At 63.6% G+C, this 17,738-nt stretch carries 14 protein-coding genes, 1 tRNA gene and 1 pseudogene; 2 read left to right on the top strand and 14 right to left on the bottom strand.

Annotation, left to right across the window (positions count from 1 at the left end):
- Window positions 1-766, bottom strand: a 766-nt coding sequence (locus tag EOC93_RS27305; protein ID WP_127206175.1) for an aldehyde dehydrogenase family protein, incomplete at its 3' end; no start/stop codon positions are given.
- Window positions 767-1,038: 272 nt separating this feature from the next.
- On the opposite strand from EOC93_RS27305, the gene EOC93_RS27300 reads away from it, so the two are divergent.
- Window positions 1,039-2,070 carry a hydroxyacid dehydrogenase gene (locus tag EOC93_RS27300; protein WP_127206174.1) on the top strand — a complete coding sequence of 344 codons (1,032 nt, stop codon included), beginning with the start codon at window positions 1,039-1,041 and terminating at the stop codon, window positions 2,068-2,070.
- A gap of 29 nt (window positions 2,071-2,099) precedes the next feature.
- Here EOC93_RS27300 and EOC93_RS27295 read toward each other — a convergent pair whose 3' ends face one another.
- The 13 genes from EOC93_RS27295 to EOC93_RS27230 all read right to left on the bottom strand — a co-directional run bounded on the left by EOC93_RS27295 (window position 2,100) and on the right by EOC93_RS27230 (window position 16,931).
- The gene (locus EOC93_RS27295; RefSeq protein ID WP_095484329.1) at window positions 2,100-2,585 is read right to left on the bottom strand and encodes a hypothetical protein; all 486 of its coding nucleotides are present in this window, start codon (window positions 2,583-2,585) and stop codon (window positions 2,100-2,102) included.
- Between the two features lie 103 nt (window positions 2,586-2,688).
- The gene (locus EOC93_RS27290; protein ID WP_127206173.1) at window positions 2,689-5,526 is read right to left on the bottom strand and encodes a nitrate reductase; all 2,838 of its coding nucleotides are present in this window, start codon (window positions 5,524-5,526) and stop codon (window positions 2,689-2,691) included.
- A 2-nt stretch (window positions 5,527-5,528) separates the two neighbouring features.
- Window positions 5,529-5,858, bottom strand: a complete 330-nt coding sequence (gene nirD, locus EOC93_RS27285) for a nitrite reductase small subunit NirD (protein ID WP_095485045.1) — start codon at window positions 5,856-5,858, stop codon at window positions 5,529-5,531.
- A gap of 5 nt (window positions 5,859-5,863) precedes the next feature.
- Window positions 5,864-8,314, bottom strand: a complete 2,451-nt coding sequence (gene nirB / locus EOC93_RS27280; RefSeq protein WP_127206172.1) for a nitrite reductase large subunit NirB — start codon at window positions 8,312-8,314, stop codon at window positions 5,864-5,866.
- A 19-nt stretch (window positions 8,315-8,333) separates the two neighbouring features.
- Window positions 8,334-9,635, bottom strand: a complete 1,302-nt coding sequence (locus tag EOC93_RS27275) for a nitrate/nitrite transporter (RefSeq protein WP_095484332.1) — start codon at window positions 9,633-9,635, stop codon at window positions 8,334-8,336.
- 55 nt (window positions 9,636-9,690) lie between these two features.
- Window positions 9,691-9,882, bottom strand: coding sequence for a hypothetical protein (locus tag EOC93_RS27270; protein WP_126103905.1), 192 nt, complete (start codon window positions 9,880-9,882; stop codon window positions 9,691-9,693).
- Window positions 9,883-10,279: 397 nt separating this feature from the next.
- On the bottom strand, window positions 10,280-11,077 hold the full coding sequence (locus tag EOC93_RS27265) for an ABC transporter ATP-binding protein (RefSeq protein WP_095484335.1): 798 nt from the start codon (window positions 11,075-11,077) through the stop codon (window positions 10,280-10,282).
- 10 nt (window positions 11,078-11,087) lie between these two features.
- A complete protein-coding gene (ntrB, locus tag EOC93_RS27260; protein WP_127206171.1) occupies window positions 11,088-11,984 on the bottom strand; it encodes a nitrate ABC transporter permease in 897 nt (298 codons plus the stop codon).
- A 66-nt stretch (window positions 11,985-12,050) separates the two neighbouring features.
- Window positions 12,051-13,367: a CmpA/NrtA family ABC transporter substrate-binding protein gene (locus tag EOC93_RS27255; protein ID WP_127206170.1), complete on the bottom strand. Its 1,317-nt coding sequence runs from the start codon at window positions 13,365-13,367 to the stop codon at window positions 12,051-12,053.
- A 360-nt stretch (window positions 13,368-13,727) separates the two neighbouring features.
- The gene (locus tag EOC93_RS27250) at window positions 13,728-14,966 is read right to left on the bottom strand and encodes a CmpA/NrtA family ABC transporter substrate-binding protein (RefSeq protein WP_164759293.1); all 1,239 of its coding nucleotides are present in this window, start codon (window positions 14,964-14,966) and stop codon (window positions 13,728-13,730) included.
- A gap of 2 nt (window positions 14,967-14,968) precedes the next feature.
- Window positions 14,969-15,568 carry an ANTAR domain-containing response regulator gene (locus EOC93_RS27245; protein WP_095484340.1) on the bottom strand — a complete coding sequence of 200 codons (600 nt, stop codon included), beginning with the start codon at window positions 15,566-15,568 and terminating at the stop codon, window positions 14,969-14,971.
- A 725-nt stretch (window positions 15,569-16,293) separates the two neighbouring features.
- Window positions 16,294-16,369 (bottom strand) — tRNA-Ala (locus tag EOC93_RS27235).
- 172 nt (window positions 16,370-16,541) lie between these two features.
- The gene (locus tag EOC93_RS27230; RefSeq protein ID WP_095485047.1) at window positions 16,542-16,931 is read right to left on the bottom strand and encodes a TIGR02300 family protein; all 390 of its coding nucleotides are present in this window, start codon (window positions 16,929-16,931) and stop codon (window positions 16,542-16,544) included.
- 194 nt (window positions 16,932-17,125) lie between these two features.
- On the opposite strand from EOC93_RS27230, the pseudogene EOC93_RS27225 reads away from it, so the two are divergent.
- Window positions 17,126-17,738 (top strand): annotated as a pseudogene (locus EOC93_RS27225) (3-phosphoshikimate 1-carboxyvinyltransferase); the annotation flags it as partial.

The following is a 17,738-nucleotide window of genomic DNA, read 5'->3' as shown; positions in this document are numbered from 1 at the left end:
CGACAAGCGGGTTCTTGCCACCCATTTCGAGCTGGAACTTGCGCATGTGCTCGACGCTGGCGGCAGCGACGCGCTTGCCGGTGCCGACCGAGCCGGTAAAAGTGATGGCATTGAGGTCAGGGCTGTCGAGCATGGCCTGGCCGACCACCGAACCCTTGCCCATGACGAGATTGAGCACACCCTTCGGCAGGCCGGCGCGATGCAGGATGTCGACGATGGTCCAGGCGCTCTCCGGAACCAGCTCGGCCGGCTTGAAGACGATGGTGTTGCCGTAGGCCAGGGCTGGTGCGATCTTCCACGCCGGGATAGCGATCGGGAAATTCCACGGCGTGATGATGCCGACGACGCCGACCGCCTCCCGCGTGATCTCGACACCGACGCCCGGCCGCACGCTTGGAACCTGCTCGCCCGACAGGCGCAGCGCCTCACCTGCAAAGAAATCGAAGATCTGGGCGGCGCGCACGGTCTCGCCAACGCCCTCGACCAGCGTCTTGCCTTCTTCGCGCGCCAGCGCCCGGCCTATTTCATCTTTGCGCGCGGTGATCTCGTCCGACGCCTTCCTCAGCACCGCATGGCGTGCCAGCAGACCCGATCGCGACCATGCCGGAAATGCCGCTTTCGCCGCCGCGATGGCCTGCCGGGCCTGCTCGGCGCCCCCCGACGCATATTCGCCGACCACGTCGTCGAGATTGGACGGGTTGATGTTGCGGGAGCCGGCATCGCCTACCCACTCGCCATCGATGAGGTTCTTACGAATCGGGATCATGTCGCTGTCTTCCTTGTCGTCCTTCGATTGCCGTCTATCTGGACTACCGGCCGCCACACTGCAAGGCCGCCGACGGCAAAGTTCTCCTCCTCGACAGGCATGTGCTAAGCAGGTTTCGGAAAAGTGTCCCACGGTTTTCCGATAAAAACCTGCGACAAACAAAAACCTATGCAGGCGAAGCATGGCGAAGCCCCGCAAGCCTGCTTAGGTGTCGCGGCGGCAAAATTTGATTCTAGTGTGGTGCGACGCGGATCGCGCCGGGAGGAACTGCCATGTCCGACAGCGCGTTGCCGCTGGTGATCAGCGCGCCCGAGCCACGCACGCTCGACCTGATTTTCACACCCGAGGCACTGGCGAGATTCCGTGCCAAATATCGTATCGTCGAAACGTCGCCCGAAGGCGTCGCGGCCCTGCCGGCCGACGTGCTCGCCGAGGCGCGCTACATTGTCGGCCAGCCGCCGATCGCGCCGGAGACGCTGGAAAGAATGACGGCGCTGCGCTGCGTCTTCAATGTCGAAAGCAACCTCATCAACAACATGCCGTATGAGACGCTGTTTACGCGCGGCATCCATGTCGTCACCACCGGCCTGGTGTTCGCCGAACCCGTTGCCGAGCTCGGCCTTGCCTTGGCGCTCAACCTCGCCCGCGACATCGTCGACGCCGATCTCGCCTTCCGGCAGGGCAAGGAACTTTGGGGCGGCGACGGCAACCGGACGGCGCGGCTTCTGTCCGGCGCGGATGTCGGCATCATCGGCTTCGGCGATCTCGGCCGTGCGCTCAACCGGCTGCTGTCGGGCTTTCGCATGCGAACAAAAGTCTTCGATCCGTGGCTGCCGCCGTCGATCCTCATCGAGAACGGCGTCGAGCCGGCTACACTCGACGCGGTTCTGTCGACCAGCGATTTCGTTTTCGTCGTCGCTTCGGTGACCAGCGAAAACCAGGGTTTTCTCGGCGCTGAAGCGTTTGCCAGAATGCGCAAAGGAGCCGCCTTCATCCTGCTCAGCCGTGCCGGCGTGGTCGATTTTCCGGCGCTGATGGAGGCCGTTCGCAGCGGTCATATCGTCGCCGCCAGCGACGTGTTTCCGGAAGAGCCGCTGGCGCAGGATCATCCCGTGCGCACGCTGCCCGGCTTCCTGCGCTCCGCCCACCGGGCCGGCGCGCTCGACATCGCCTTCAAGCGCATGGGCGACATGGTGCTGGAAGACATGGATCTGATCGACCGCGGCCTGCCGCCGATGCGTTCGAAGCGGGCCGAACGCGAGACGGTGTCGCGGATGCGTTCGAAGCCGGTCGACAAGAACTGAGCCGTCAAGCCAACGCCTGCACGGGTTTCTCAGATGGTGAACGACCAGAACAGGCAGGCCAGCGTCGCTGCGGCGAAGACGACAAAGAACAGACTTCTCAGCAGGATGTTGCGGCGCAGCTCGTTCATGAAGAGATGGCAGCCGACGACTGCTGCGACAAACAGAAAGCGCCAGTTCAGCAGCGCAGGCAGGATATTGCTTCGATCGAAAGCCCATCTGGCGGCGAGGCAGCCAATGATGGCTGCGAACAACACGACGACTGTCCAGAAGATCGCATCCGCGGCGTTCGTCAGGACGACGCTGGCGGCCCTGATCGGCAGGATCATCATCAGCAGCGCGCTGAAGAAATAGACCGATGCAAGCGGGATAAACGTCCCGGCATCGGCGACGTCGTCCAGGCGTTTTGCGCCGATCGCACCATAGGGATAGCCATGCTGGGCCACTGCCAGGCTGAGCGCCATTAGCAAAGCCGTCAATATGGCGACCAATGCGAATGAAGTGAGGGCTTTGCTCATGAGGGTCCTGTTCGGAACGAATCGAATAAGGACGTTCGTAGCCCATGGTTTGTAAATTGCTGGTAAGCGTCGAGGCCCGGCGTGACAGAGTTCCTCGACGCAATCACTCCGCCGCTTGAAGGCGTCGCGCCTCGATGATGGTCCTGATCTCGGCGCGGCAGGAGCCGCAATTGGTGCCGGCATTCAGGGTGGCGCCGATCGCTTCGACGCTGCTGCAGCCGCCGCGCACCGCTTCCGCGATCTGATTGGCGCCAACTCCGAAGCAGGAGCATACGATGGCGCCCCGGTCGGCGCGATTGCCGCCCGGCCGCCCGGCGACGATCGCCAGCCGCCCGCGCCGATCGGCATGGTCCGCGCTCAACTGCTCCACCGCCCAGCTGCGCGACACCGCGACCGGCTTGGGCGCAAGATAGAGCGCGCCAGCCAGCCGGCTGCCGGCGAAGCGGGCAAAGCGATAGTTCCCGCCGGTGACGTCATGATAGGCGAGCGTCTCGCCTTGCGCGTCCGTCCCGAAAAGCGAGCCTGCGAAAGCCGGCCAGTCCCGGCCGGCTTCCAGCGCAAGCTCGAGGCGCCAGCCGGCGGCGCAGCGGGCGAGGCTCCAATAATCAGCGTCGATCGAGGCCGGCCGTTCGGCAAACACGGCGAAGCCGAAGGCGGCAGCAGCGAAGCGTTCCGCGCGGGCAGCAACATTCTTCGAAGCCGGCTGGCCTGAAATAGCATCGGTGATGGGCGCCACCAGCGCATCGACGCGAGCGCGCGCTGAGAACTGGTCCGTCCAGTGCATCGGCACGAAGACCGAGCCTGGCCGCTGCCGCGCTGTCACCAGCGCGCGAACCAGCACCTCGCCATGCGCAGTCGAGACGCGCACGATGTCGGCATCGCCGATGCCGAAGTGCTGCGCATCCGCCGGGTGGATTTCGACGAAGGGCTCGGCCATGTGCTGGGACAGGCGCTGGCTCTTGCCAGTCCGCGTCATGGTGTGCCAGTGGTCGCGGACGCGGCCGGTGTTGAGGATTAGTGGATACTCCGGGCTGGTGCGGGTTTGCGCTGTCGGGCGGACGGCGATGAACTTCGCTTTGCGGTCGGATGTGTAGTAGCCGCCATTGGCGAAGAAGCGGGTGCTGGGTGAGCTACGTCCAGCTTGAACACCCCCCTCTGGCCTGCCGGCCATCTCCCCCTCAAGGGGGGAGATTGGCGGTTTTGCCGGCTGCGCCCACTCATCAACCTTGGAGACTGGCGAAAGCCGAGCAGCAGGCTGATCTCCCCCCTTGAGGGGGAGATGGCCGGCAGGCCAGAGGGGGGTGCCTGGGCTCGGCGCTGGCCATTGGAAAGGCACCAGCGCGTCGTAGTCTTCTCCATCGGTCCCGGCGTACGCGCCTATATCGAAATCGCGCGCGCCGTCATTCTCGAATGCCGACAGCGCGGCGTGCTCAGCAAAAATCTCCCCTGGCGACGCATGCGAAAACGCTTCGCCAAAACCCATCCGCTTGGCCACTTCGGCGACGATCCACCAGTCGGCTTTTGCCTGGCCGGGCGTGGCCAAAAAGGCGCGCTGGCGCGAGATGCGGCGCTCAGAATTGGTGACGGTGCCGTCCTTCTCGCCCCATGCTGCGGCGGGCAGGCGGACATGGGCGTGGCGGACCGTGTCGGTCTTGGCCAGCACATCCGACACCACGACAAACGGGCAAGCCTTGATCGCCGCCTCGACGGCATCGGCATCCGGCATCGAATCGACCGGGTTGGTCGCCATGATCCACAGCGCCTTGATGCGCCCGTCGGCCACAGCCTGAAACATCTCGACCGCCTTCAAGCCGGGTTTTTCGGCCACAGTCGGCGCGTCCCAGAAGCGCTGCACGCGGTCGCGATGTTCGGGGTTTTCGATCTCCATATGGGCAGCCAGCATGTTGGCCATGCCGCCAACCTCGCGACCGCCCATGGCGTTGGGCTGACCGGTCACCGAAAACGGCCCGGCGCCGGGCTTGCCGATGCGGCCGGTGGCGAGATGACAGTTGATAATGGCGTTGACCTTGTCGGTGCCCGAGGACGACTGGTTCACGCCCTGGCTGTAGACGGTCACCGTCTTGTCAGTCGCGGCAAACAGGCTGTAGAAGCGGCCAAGCTCGTCCTCGCTCAAGCCCGTGGCAGCGGCGATACCGGCAAGGTCGAGCGCCGAGGCGGCGAAAAGGGCTTGCCCGAAGCCGGTCGTGTGCGCCGTGATATAGGTGCGGTCGAGCGCGTTATGCTGGCCGAGATAGGCGAGCAGCCCTGTGAACAGCGCGACATCGCCATCCGGCGCGATCGCCAGATGCATGTCGGCGAGATCCGATGTCATGGTGCGGCGCGGGTCGATCAGCACCACTTTCATCTCGGGCCGTTTTTCCCGGGCGGCGGCGATGCGCTGGTAGAGCACCGGATGGCACCAGGCGAGATTGGAGCCGACCAGCACGATCAGGTCGGCAAGCTCCAGATCCTCGTAGCTGCCCGGCACCGTGTCAGAGCCGAAGGCGCGGCGGTGGCCGGCAACCGACGAGGCCATGCACAGGCGCGAGTTGGTGTCGATATTGGCCGAGCCGATGAAGCCTTTCATCAGCTTGTTGGCGACATAATAGTCTTCGGTCAACAACTGGCCGGAAACGTAGAAGGCGACCGAATCGGGGCCGTGCTCGGCAACGGTTTGCGAGAAGGTCGAGGCGACGAGGTCGAGCGCTTCGTCCCAACCGGTGCGGCGACCGTGGATCTCCGGATAGAGCAGCCTGCCGTCGAGGTCGATCGTCTCGGCCAGCGCCGAGCCCTTGGAACAGAGCCGGCCGAAATTGGCCGGATGGTCGGGGTCGCCGCGGACGGTCACCTCACCGTCCGCAGCGACCTTCGCCAGCACGCCGCAGCCTACCCCGCAATAGGGGCAGGTGGTCCTCACCTCGCGCGCTTCGTCGATCTTCATGCTCAGGCCGCGCGACTGGCCAGCGCTTCTAGCGCAATGAACAGACGCTCGCCGTCGATCCGCACCGGAATAGTGCGCACCGCACCTTCGTCGGCGCCGAGCGCCTTGCCGGTCTCCAGCGAAATCACCCAATTGTGCAAGGGACAGGTCACCGCCGCGCCATGGACGATGCCTTGGCTGAGCGGCCCGCCCTTGTGCGGGCAATGATCTTCGATGGCGAAGACCTGGTCCTCTGCCGTGCGGAAGACCGCGATCTTACCTTGAGGCGTGGCGACGCAGCGCGCGCCGCGGCGCGGAATGTCTGATATCGAGCCGATTGATATCCAGTTCATCATGATCACTCCGCCGCCTGCGCGAAGCCGACCGAAGCCATCGGCCGGAACTCGTGCTTGTCCTTGCCGGAGACGCGTTCCGACCACGGATCGACCTGCGCGAATTTCTGCGAAAAGACGAAGCGGTCGAAATACGCCTTGCGCTTCTCGCCATCGTCCATGATCTGGCGCTTGATCTCGGCGATGCCGATGCGCTTGGCCCATTTGTAGATGCGCTCGAGATAGCGGCCCTGCTCGCGATACATCTGCGTCAGCGCCACGATATGCTCCAGCGCCTCGTCCTCGGTCTTGACCAGGCCGAGCACCTCTGTGCCCTTGATGTCGAGGCCGGCGGCCCCGGCGAAATGGATCTCGTAGCCTGAATCGACGCAGATCACGCCGACATCCTTGCAGGTTGCTTCCGCGCAGTTCCTCGGGCAGCCCGAGACCGCCATCTTGACCTTGGCGGGCGTCCACGAGCCCCACATGAATTTCTCGATGCGGACACCGAACCCCGTCGAATCCTGCGTGCCGAAGCGGCACCAGTCCGAACCAACGCAGGTCTTCACCGTGCGCAACCCTTTGGCATAGGCGTGGCCGGAGACGAAGCCAGCCTGGCCGAGATCGGCCCACACCGCGGGCAGGTCTTCCTTGCGGATGCCGAGCATGTCAATGCGCTGTCCGCCGGTGACCTTGACCATCGGGATCTCGAACTTGTCGACGACGTCGGCGATGGCGCGCAGTTCGGCGGCATTGGTGACGCCGCCCCACATGCGCGGCACCACCGAATAGGTGCCGTCCTTCTGGATGTTGGCGTGGACGCGCTCGTTGATGAAGCGCGACTGGTAGTCGTCGGCATACTCGTCCGGCCAGTCGCAGACCAGATAGTAGTTGAGCGCCGGCCGGCATTTGGCGCAGCCGCAGGAAGTGGTCCATTCCAGCTCCTGCATGACGGCGGGGATGGTTTTCAGGCCCTTGGCCTTGATCAGGCGGCGGACTTCGTCGTGGCCGAGCGTGGTGCAGCCGCACATCGGCTGCACAGCCGCCGGATTGTACTTGTCGCCGATGGTCAGCACCATCAACTTTTCGACCAGCCCGGTGCAGGAGCCGCAGGAAGCGGACGCCTTGGTGTGGGCACGCACGTCGTCGAGCGAGGTCAGGCCCTTGGCCGTGATCGCGCCGGTGATCTTTCCCTTGCAAACGCCGTTGCAGCCGCAGATTTCCGCATCATCCGGCAAGGCTGCAACGGCCGCCATAGGGTCCAGGGAGGCGCCTCCTTGGTATGACTGGCCGAAGATAAGCGTGTCACGCATTTCCGATATGTCGGTCTGCTTCTTCTTGAGGTCGTTGAACCAGGCGCCGTCGGCCGTCTCGCCATAGAGCACGGTGCCGATGATGCGGTCATCCCTAAGCACCAGCCGCTTGTAGACACCGGCCGAAGCATCGCGCAGCACGATTTCCTGGCGGTCGTCGCCCTCGGCGAAATCGCCGAGCGAGAACAGCTCGATGCCGGTGACCTTGAGCTTGGTCGGCGTGTCCGAATGGACGAAGGCCGCCTTCTCGTCGCCGGCAAGCTGGCTGGCCGCGACGCGCGCCATTTCGTAAAGCGGCGCCACCAGCCCATAGACCTGGCCACTGACCTCGGCGCACTCACCGAGCGCATAGATGTCGGGATCGTTGCTGCGCATGCCGGCATCGACGACGATGCCGCGATTGACGGCGATGCCTGCTTCCTTGGCGATTGCGGCGTTCGGCCGGATGCCGACCGCCATGACCACCAGCGTCGCCGGGATGATGGTTCCGTCGGCAAGTTCCACCTGCTCGACCTTGCCGTTGCCCGTGATCGCCTGGGTGTTGGCCTTGGTGATGACCTTGATGCCGCGTTCTTCAACCGCGCATTGCAGGAGATAGCCGGCGGCGGGATCGAGCTGGCGCTCCATCAGCGTCGGCATGACGTGCAGCACGGTGACGTCCATGCCTTGCGCGTTGAGGCCGGCCGCGGCCTCCAGCCCGAGCAGGCCGCCGCCAATGACCACAGCCTTGGCCCGCGACTGGGCGGCAAGCATCATGGCCCGGACGTCGTCCAGATCGCGATAGGTGAGCACGCCCGGCAGATCGTGGCCGGGCACCGGGATGATAAACGGCACCGAGCCGGTGGCGATGACCAGCTTGTCGTAGGGCTCGGTCACGCCATGATCGGAGGTGACTGTCTTTGCCTGCCGGTCGATGGCGACGATCTTGTGGCCCTTGTAGAGGGTGATGCCGTGCTTGATGTACCAGCCGTCGCCATGGATGATGATCTCCTCATAGGCCTTCTCGCCCGACAGAACCGGCGACAGCATGATGCGGTCGTAGTTCACGCGCGGCTCGGCGTTGAAGATGGTGACCTGGTAGCGCCCAGGCGCCTTTTCCAGGAGATGCTCCAGCATGCGCCCGGGGGCCATGCCGTTGCCGATGATGACGAGTTTTTCGGTCATATCCTGATCCACTCCGGTCTCACTCAGCCGCGTAGGAAAGGCCTGAAGCTTCGGCAGACGCCGTGCGCTCCATCCGCCGGATGGAAAAATGCATCCAGGCAAAGCAGGTGGCGACGATGACGAAGAGCAGCATGAAGCAGCTCGACCAGACGCCGGTGAGGTCGTTGAGCGCGCCGAAGGCGATTGGCAGGATAAAGCCGCCGAGCCCGCCAATCATGCCGACAACGCCGCCGACCGCGCCGACACTCTGCGGGTAGTAAGCCGGGATGTGCTTGTAGACGGCGGCCTTGCCAAGGCTCATGAAGAAGCCGAGCACGCAGGCAACGGCTATGAAGGTGAGCGGGCCGATCTCGAAATGGAAGGCGATCGGCCCGCTGATGCCATGCACGACGTAGTCTGCCGAGGGGAGAGACAGAACGAGAGTCGCGCCGGCACTGACAGCGAAGGTCCAGTAGAGCACGGTGCGGGCGCCGATCCGGTCGGAAAGCACGCCACCATAGGCGCGGAAAATACTTGCCGGAATTGAATAGGCCGCGCCGATCATGCCGGCGGTCGCAAGCCCGAAGCCGTAGACGCCGATCAGGTAGCGGGGCAGCCACAGCGACAGCGCGACGAATGCACCGAAGGCGAAGAAATAATAGAAGGCGAAGCGCCAGACCTGCAGATTCTTGAGCGGCGCGAATTCCTGCAAGAAGCTTCTCGCGGGCGCTGCCTTGCAGGCACGGCGCTCGCGGATGACCGGATCGTCGCCGGTCGTGAACCAGAAGACGGCGGCCATGACGACGAGTGCTGCCGCCCAGATTAGCGCGACCGACTGCCAGCCCCAGGAGAGAAGCACGAACGGTGCCAGGAACTTGGTGACTGCGGCGCCGACATTGCCGACACCGAAAATGCCAAGCGCCGTGCCCTGCCTGCCGGCCGGAAAGAAACGCGAGACATAGGCGACACCGACGGCGAAGGAACCGCCGGCGAGCCCAACGCCTAGCGCGGCGACCAGCATCTGTCCGTAGGTGTGCGCAAAAGCGAGCAGGAAGGTAGCGACCGCCGCCGCAAGCATGGTCGCGGTGTATACCAGCCGTCCGCCAAAACGGTCGGTCCAGACACCGAGCACCATGCGCACGAGCGAACCGGTGAGGATCGGCGTGCCGACCAGCAGGCCGAACTCCGTCTCGTTCAACCCAAGGTCCTGCTTTATACGCACGCCGATGATTGAAAAGATCGTCCACACCGCGAAGCAGACGGTGAAGGCGATGGTGGACATCACAAGCGCCTGCTGGGGAGCACTGTCCTGGCTGGGCGCGGCTGGGAGATTTGCGGTCAATGTCTGGCTCCGGCTTGCGGCGTGGGAGGCACCGCGGATGTTTGTGGGTGAATGATCAGCGGCGCGGCATCGGCGCGTGCAACGAGACCGGGCTCGCCACGGTCGGGTCTTTGCTTTCCGTCTTTGCGCCGACGGGAAACAGCAGGAGCGCGGCGGTGAACAGCGCCGCCGTCAGCGCGCTGCTGGCCAGAAAATCGCGGCGCGTGAAGTCCGCGAGGGACGCGCCAGTTCCGATCCGTTTCGTCATCGTCGTCTCCGGTTGGGCGCCGCTTGGGACCAGCGCCGTCGATCGCGTAAAAACAAAAAAGCCGCCGGCCAGGTCTTCGCGCGTCCGTCTATCCGGGATCGCGTATGACCTGAGCGGCAGCTTTGCCTGTGGCGCCCGCCATTGGACGCCGTGTCACTTGGCCCTTGCGGACCTACATTCTAAAAAGCAGGAAGCGTGCCAATTCGACAGCGCTCTAGATTACCGAATGAAATCAATGTGAACCGCAGCCGAGCGATTTTTGACCAAGCCCAGCATCGGATCAAAGATTAGTCAGAATGCCTTGCGCAGCAGCATAATATTTGTGCAATGCGATAGATTGCCCATTGCCGATGCAGATTGCCAATTGTCGATGATGACGCGTTTTTCGGTCATGGCCTTATTCCGCGGCTTCGACGAAGCGGTGGCGTTCGTAGAGGAACTTCAGCACCGCCTCGCGGCAGCGCAGGAAGGTCCGGTCGGAGGAAAGCTCGATGCGCCGGCGCGGCCGGGCGAGCGGCACGGGAAGCACCTCGCCGATGGTTGCCGCCGGGCCGTTGGTCATCATGACAATGCGGTCGGACAACAGCACCGCCTCGTCGACGTCATGGGTGATCATGATCGTCGTCGAGCCAAGCCGGGAATGGATATCCATCACTGCGTCCTGCAGATGGGCGCGTGTCAGCGCGTCGAGCGCGCCGAACGGCTCATCGAGCAGCAGGATCTTCGGCTCCATGGCCAGCGCGCGGGCGATGCCGACGCGCTGCTTCATGCCGCCCGAAATCTCAGCCGGACGCTTGTCCCTGGCATGCGCCATCTGCACGAGGTCGAGATTGCGCATGATCCAGTCATGCCGCTCGGCCCGGGTCCTGGTGCTGCCGAACACCTTCGACACCGCCAGGTTGATGTTTTCGTAGACGGTGAGCCACGGCAGCAGGCTGTGGTTCTGGAACACCACGGCGCGCTCGGGACCGGGGCTGTCGACCTCCTTGTCTTCGAGCAGGACCGCGCCGGCGGACACTCTCGTCAACCCGGCGATCAGGTTGAGCAAGGTCGACTTGCCACAGCCGGAATGGCCGATGATCGAGACGAATTCGCCCTTGTCTATGGTCAGCCGAATGTCCTTCAGCACCTCGCTGACCTGGCCGCCGCGGGCGAAGGATTTGTCGATATGGTCGAGTTTCAGGTAGGCCGTCATCGCTCTCTCCTCACTTTGCCGTTGTGCCGCGGGTGACGAAGGCGCCGACCGCCGCGACCAGGCGGTCGAGGCAAAAACCGGTGACGCCGATATAGGCGAGCGCGACGATGATGTCGGGCAGCCGCGACGAATTCCAGGCATCCCAGATGAAGAAGCCGATACCGACGCCGCCTGTCAGCATTTCGGCCGCGACGATGGCAAGCCAGGACAGGCCGATGCCGATGCGCAGGCCGGTGAAGATGTAAGGTGCCGCGGCCGGCAACATTATCTTCACGAAGAATTCGAGCTGGTTGAGCCTGAGGATTCGGGAGACGTTGCGGTAATCCTCTGGAATGTTGCGGACGCCGACGGCGGTGTTGATGATCACCGGCCAGATCGAGGTGATGAAGATGACGAAGATTGCCGACGGGCTGGAATCGCGGAAGGCGGCCAGTGACAGCGGCAGCCAGGCGAGCGGCGGCACGGTGCGCAGAATCTGGAACACAGGGTCCAGGCCGCGCATCGCCCAGATCGACTGGCCGACCAGAGCGCCGAGCGCGACGCCGACGATTGCAGCCAGGCCGAAGCCGATGGCGACGCGCTGCAGCGAGATCAGCACTCGCCAGGCCAGTCCGATATCCTGCGGACCATAGTCGAAGAACGGATGGGCGATCAGATCGTAGGCCTCGTTCCAGACCTGGCTCGGTGGCGGCAAGCTGGCATTGGGCGACGAGCAGGCGATCTGCCAGATGACCAGCATGACGGCGATAACGACTGCCGGCGGCACCAGCGTGCTCGCCAGTTTGCCAGCGATCGCGGCGGGATCGAAGCGGCGCCTCACCTTGGCGGTGAAAGCTATAACCTCTGCGGGCTTGGCAGGCGTGGGGAACGCCTTCACCTTGCTGTCCTCGATGGTTTGGATAGACATTTCGCAAAAAGCTCCTTGAGAACGTGGAGTGACAGGCGGCGCCAACGGCGCCGCTTGCCGTCGACGTCAGGCCGATGCCTTGATCTTGAGGCTGTCGAGATAGGCGGACGGGTTGGCCGGATCGAAGATCTTGCCGTCGAAGAAGGTCTCCACGCCGCGCGACGAAGAGGCCGGGATATCGGCCGCCGCGACGCCGAGGTCCTTGGCCGCCTCGCGCCACAGATCTTCGCGGTTGACCTGATCGACCAGCGCCTTGATGTCGGTGGTCGCCGCGAATTTGCCCCAGCGGATGTTCTCGGCGAGGAACCAGCTGTCGTGGCTCTTGAAAGGGTAGGACACGCCACCCTTCCAGAACTTCATGTAGAGGTCGGTGCCGGTGGCAACGCGGCCATTGCCGTAGTTGATGTCGCCCTTGAGGCGCCCGATGATGTCGGCGGTCGGCACGTTCATCCATTGCCGCTTGCCGATGATGGCCGCCATCTCGTCCTTGTTTTCCATGGCTTCGCACCATTGCTGGGCTTCCATGACGGCCATCAGGATCGCCTTGGTGGCGTTCGGGTTCTTGTCGATGAAGGCGGCGCGCAAACCGAGCGCCTTTTCCGGATGGCCTTTCCAGAGCTCGCCTGTTGTGGCCGCGGTGAAGCCGACGCCCTGGTGGACGAGCTGCTCGTTCCATGGCTCGCCGACGCAGAACACGTCCATGTTGCCGACCTTCATGTTGGCGACCATCTGCGGCGGCGGCACGACGATGGTCGAGACATCCTTGTCGGGATCGATGCCGCCGGCGGCCAGCCAGTAGCGCAACCAGAGATCATGGGTGCCGCCCGGGAAGGTCATGGCGGCCTTCACCTCCTTGCCTTCGGCCTTTTTGGCGGCGAAGGCGTCCTTCAGCTTGGAGGCATCGAGGCCGACGCCGGTGCCGGCATACTCCTGCGCGACGGAAATGGCCTGGCAGTCGTAGTTCAGCCGCGCCACGAGCGCCATCGGCATCGGCTGGTTGTTCTGCGTCACCTTGCCGGTGTGCATCAGGTAAGGCATCGGCGTCAGAATATGGGCGCCGTCGATGCCGTTGGCTTCGCCGCCGAGCATCAGATTGTCACGCGTCGCGCCCCAGGAGGCCTGCTTGAGCACCTCGACATCGGGCATGCCGAATTTTTCGAACAGGCCCTTCTCCTTGGCGATCATCAGCGGCGCTGCATCGGTCAGCGCGATAAAGCCGAGCTTGGCGCCGGTGACTTCCGGAGCTGCCGTCGCCGCATAGGCGCCGGACGGCAGCAGCGCGCGCGCCGCCGCCAGCGTTGCCGCGGTGGCAGCACTTGCCATCAGAAAATTGCGGCGGGTCATGCCCTCGAGAGGGGCTTCAGTCTTGATGCGTTTCGTCATCGTCGTCTCCCGTTGGGCACTGCTTGGGATCAGCGCCGTCGATTGCGTGTTCGGTCAAAACAAAAAAAGCCGCCGGCCAGGCCGCGCGCGTCCGTCCATCCGGGATCGCGTGTTGACCTGAGCGGCAGCTTTGCCTGTAGCGCCCGCCATTGGACGCCTGTTCCGTGACCCCGAGAAGAGTCTGCCTATTGCAAAGCAGGAACCGTGCCAGTTTCGGAATGGATGACAAACATCAATGAGATCAACGGTATGCCACAACCGTCGGCGCGCTGGCCCGCTGGGCGAGCAAGCCAAAGATTGTTCATTAGCGCCGTTGCACGCATAATTTTTGTGCAATGCACAAGAATGGCGCGAAAATGATCAGGCTTCGGCGCGCGCCAATTTCTGCTCAGCAATGTAGGCGTCGATCTCGTCGGGATCGAATATCTGGCCATCGAAGAAACCATCGGGGCCGAGAACCAGACTAGCGCCGGCGGAGCCGACGGGTGTGGCAGACGCCAGCGCGCCCTCGACCTTAGAATTGGCGCCGGGAAGTGCGACGCCGAGCGGCTTCAGCGCCGACCGGTAAAGATCGGGGCGGTAGCAGTCGCGGGCAATAGCGAGGTTTTCCGGCGTGTGCGCGACATGCCCCCAGCGCACCATCTGCGTATAGAACCACAGCGCGTGGCTCTTCCATGGAAAATTCGCTGCCTTGCCGAAAGGAAGAAAGAAGTCCTCAACGGCCAGTTCCGCGCCACCGCCCAGCGCTACATGTCCGGTCAGGATCGGCATCTGCAGCGCCGGCGAAAGACCGAGAACGGAAGGCTGCGCCATCAGGACGGCCAGTTCGCCGCGGTTTGCCGGATCCTGGCACCAGCGGGCCGAATGATGCAGCGCGCGCAGCAGCGCCGCCAGCGCATCCGGATTCTGCTCCGCCCACGCCTTGCGCACGCCGACCACCTTTTCCGGGCTGTTGCGCCACAGCAGCGCCTTGACGGTGACGATATGGCCGGTGCCGGCAACGACCGAGGCGCTGTTCCAGGGTTCGCCGACGCAGTAGCCGTCGATCCTGCCGGCGGCGAGCGCGTCGGCCATGAAGGGCGGCGGCACGATGACGATTTCTATTTCGCGCGACGGATCGATGCCACAGGCCGCGAGCCAGTAGCGCAGTTCGTAATTGTGTCCCGAGTGCGGATGCACGACCGCAAAGCGCAGCGGGTCGCGACCGGCATTTGCCCGCTCACGGATCAGCACCCCCAAGGCCTTGCCGGCTCGCGCCGGATCGAGATCGGGCAACGCACCATGCGCGACCATGCCCGCCCAGAGCGTGTTCGAAACCGTCACGCAGTTGCCGCCCAGTCCCAGCGAGAACGGCACGATCGTGTCGGAGGCGAGCGGGGTGAGCCCCAGATTGCAGGCGATCGGCATCGGTCCCAGCATATGCGCCAGATCGAAATGCCCGATCGCGATGCGGTCGCGGATGTTGGCCCAGGACGTCTCGCGGCTGAGCGTCAGATCGACGCCTTCGCGCGCGGCAAAGCCGATCTCTCTCGCTGCAACAAGAACCGCGCTGTCGAACAGCGGTATGAAACCGGCATTGATCTGGTGTTCGGCCGCCATGCTCAACTCTCTCCGGGATCCAGAAGGCCTGCGGCCGTCACCAGACTCTGCGCGATTTCGCTGATTTTGCGGTTCTGGTTCATCGCGGTCTTACGCAGAAGCGCATAGGCTGCGTCCTCCGACAGGCCGCGCGACCTCATCAGGATGCCCTTGGCGCGGTCGATGACCTTGCGGTCCTCCAATTCACTGCGGGCTTCTTCCAGCTCGCGCGCCATCCGCGAGAAGGCGTTGAAGCGACTGATCGCCATGTCGAGGATCGGCTTGACGCGCTCCTGGCGCAGCCCGTCGACGACATAGGCGGAGACCCCCGCTTCCACCGCGGCCTCGATCGAAGCCTGATCCGACCGGTCGACGAACATGGCGATCGGCCGCTTCACCACGCGCGAAAGCTGGAACATGTTTTCAAGCATGTCGCGGTTCGGATTTTCGAGATCGATGACGATTACGTCCGGCTCGATCTCGGCGATGCGCCGCGCTATTCCCGCAACATCGTGAACGACCGTGACCTGCTCATGCCCGGCCTCCCGCAATCCCGCCTCGATAATGGAGGCGCGGATGTGGTTTTCATCGATCACCAGGACGGTGAGGGATTTTCGGATCATGCCGTATTTTGCGCACGCCGCGCGATTGTGCAATGCGGCACGGCAATAATTGACGCAGTCATCTCTTCGAATTCAGAGGGACCGCCATATGTTCGCGGAGCCGACCCGTTAAGCTTCTTTAAATACCATTAATAGGGCTGACTTTGGTTTTTGTATCCACTGCGCTATCTTCCAATTGCGAACCTTGTCTCGCTGCCTAGAAGATTGGAGGTTTCCATGGATCGGCGATCATTTTTGACAGGAATGTTTGGCCTTGCTGGGGCAGCAGCCCTTGTGAGCGCAGTTCGGCCTATCGACGCAATAGCCGGTGTACCGGACGCCAGAAGCGGCATTCTCGATGAACTCGACGCGCCGGATATAGAAACCTTCGAGGACGAAGATACTCAAGCAGAGCCGGTCCGCCATCGGCGGTGGCACCGCAGGCGGCGGCGCAGGCGGCGCGCTTGGAGAAGGGTCTGCCGTCGCTACTGGCGGAATGGCTATCGGCGCGTCCGGTGCCGTCGCAGGCGGGTTTGGGTCTGGGATTGGTATTATTAGCAAATAGTGTGCTGAAAACCCCGGTGGTTGCCGGGGTTTTCGCTTCAGGCGACCGCTAGGGACCCTGCGGCGGATGTCACCGCAAGGTGTCGGCTAGCAGAAATCCAGCGAACAGGAGGACCGACCGGTTTTGTGAGGCCTGCCAGTGATAGGCAGGCCTAAAGAGACTGATTTCCGTAGGAGAAGACTGGTGGAGCCAATCGGAATCGAACCGACGACCTCTTGAATGCCATTCAAGCGCTCTCCCAACTGAGCTATGGCCCCACTTCCGGCAGTCTACCGGCGCCGTTGCCGGCGAAGAGATCCGGCGCGGGTTGAGACCGCGCCGTTAGTGCAGGCGGCTTCTAACCCCGCCTTCCGTCAATATCAAGCCTTCAAGAGCGGCTTTTTCTTAAGACGCCGCGAAAGTCGGCGGGCGCTCGCGTCAGAGGCCGGATCAGACTTCGTCGTCGTCGTCGCCGACGCCGATCATGTCGGCGACATCGTCGTCTTCTTCCTCTTCGTCGGCGAGGAAAGTATCGTCGTCGTCATCGCCGAGATCCACATCGTCCTCGTCATCGCCGAGATCGGGCAGATCGTCGGCTTTCGCATCCTCGTCCGCCTCTTCGAGGGAGACGACCTCGACACCCTCTTCCTCCTCGGCGTCCGCTTCCTTCTCGGCAACTTCCTCTTCCTCCTCGATGGGGGCGACCTTGCCTTCCTCGAAATAGGAACGTGGATAGCTCTTGCCGGTATAGGGCGAGACGACCGGATCCTTGTTCAGGTCGTAGAATTTTTGACCCGTTTCGGGGTCGATGCGTTTGGTGCCAAGTTCGGGTTTTGCCACAGCAAGCCTCGTCGATGAAAGTTTGGTCCCCATAACCAGAGTTTACGGCGCTGTCAAAGCCTAAAGCCAACGTCATAAATCCCGGTGTTGAGAGACCTGTTGCAAGGGGATGACCATTTCGGTCCGCCGTGATACGAGACCGCCCAAACCAAAAGAAAAGGCCGGCTGCCGGCGTTTGATCCAGGGAAAACCCCATGTCGCACACTGCCGCCCCGAAACCGGCCACCGCTCGCAAATCGTCAGCGCTTTCAGGCACGGCGCGGGTGCCCGGCGACAAGTCGATCTCGCACCGCTCGTTCATGTTCGGCGGCCTCGCCTCCGGCGAGACCCGCATCACCGGCCTGCTGGAAGGCGAGGATGTGATGCGCACCGGCGCGGCGATGAAGGCGATGGGCGCGCATATAGAAAAGCACGGCACTGAGTGGGTGATCCGCGGCACCGGCAACGGCGCGCTGCTGCAACCGGAAGGTCCGCTCGATTTCGGCAATGCCGGCACCGGCTCGCGCCTCACCATGGGCCTGGTCGGCACCTACGACATGGAAACGACCTTCATCGGCGACGCTTCGCTGTCCGGCCGGCCGATGGGCCGCGTGCTCGAGCCGCTGCGCCAGATGGGCGTGCAGGTGCTGAAGGCGACGCCCGGCGACCGCATGCCGATCACGCTGCACGGGCCCAAGCACGCAGCGCCCATCACCTACCGCGTGCCGATGGCCTCGGCGCAGGTGAAGTCGGCGGTGCTGCTCGCCCGGCTGAACACGCCCGGCGTCACGACCGTCATCGAGCCGGTGATGACGCGCGACCACACCG

The organism is Mesorhizobium sp. M6A.T.Ce.TU.002.03.1.1, from assembly GCF_003997275.1.
GTDB classification, from domain to species: domain Bacteria; phylum Pseudomonadota; class Alphaproteobacteria; order Rhizobiales; family Rhizobiaceae; genus Mesorhizobium; species Mesorhizobium mediterraneum.
Note: the sequence above shows the minus strand (reverse complement) of the source record. Positions and strands in the feature narration are given on the sequence as shown.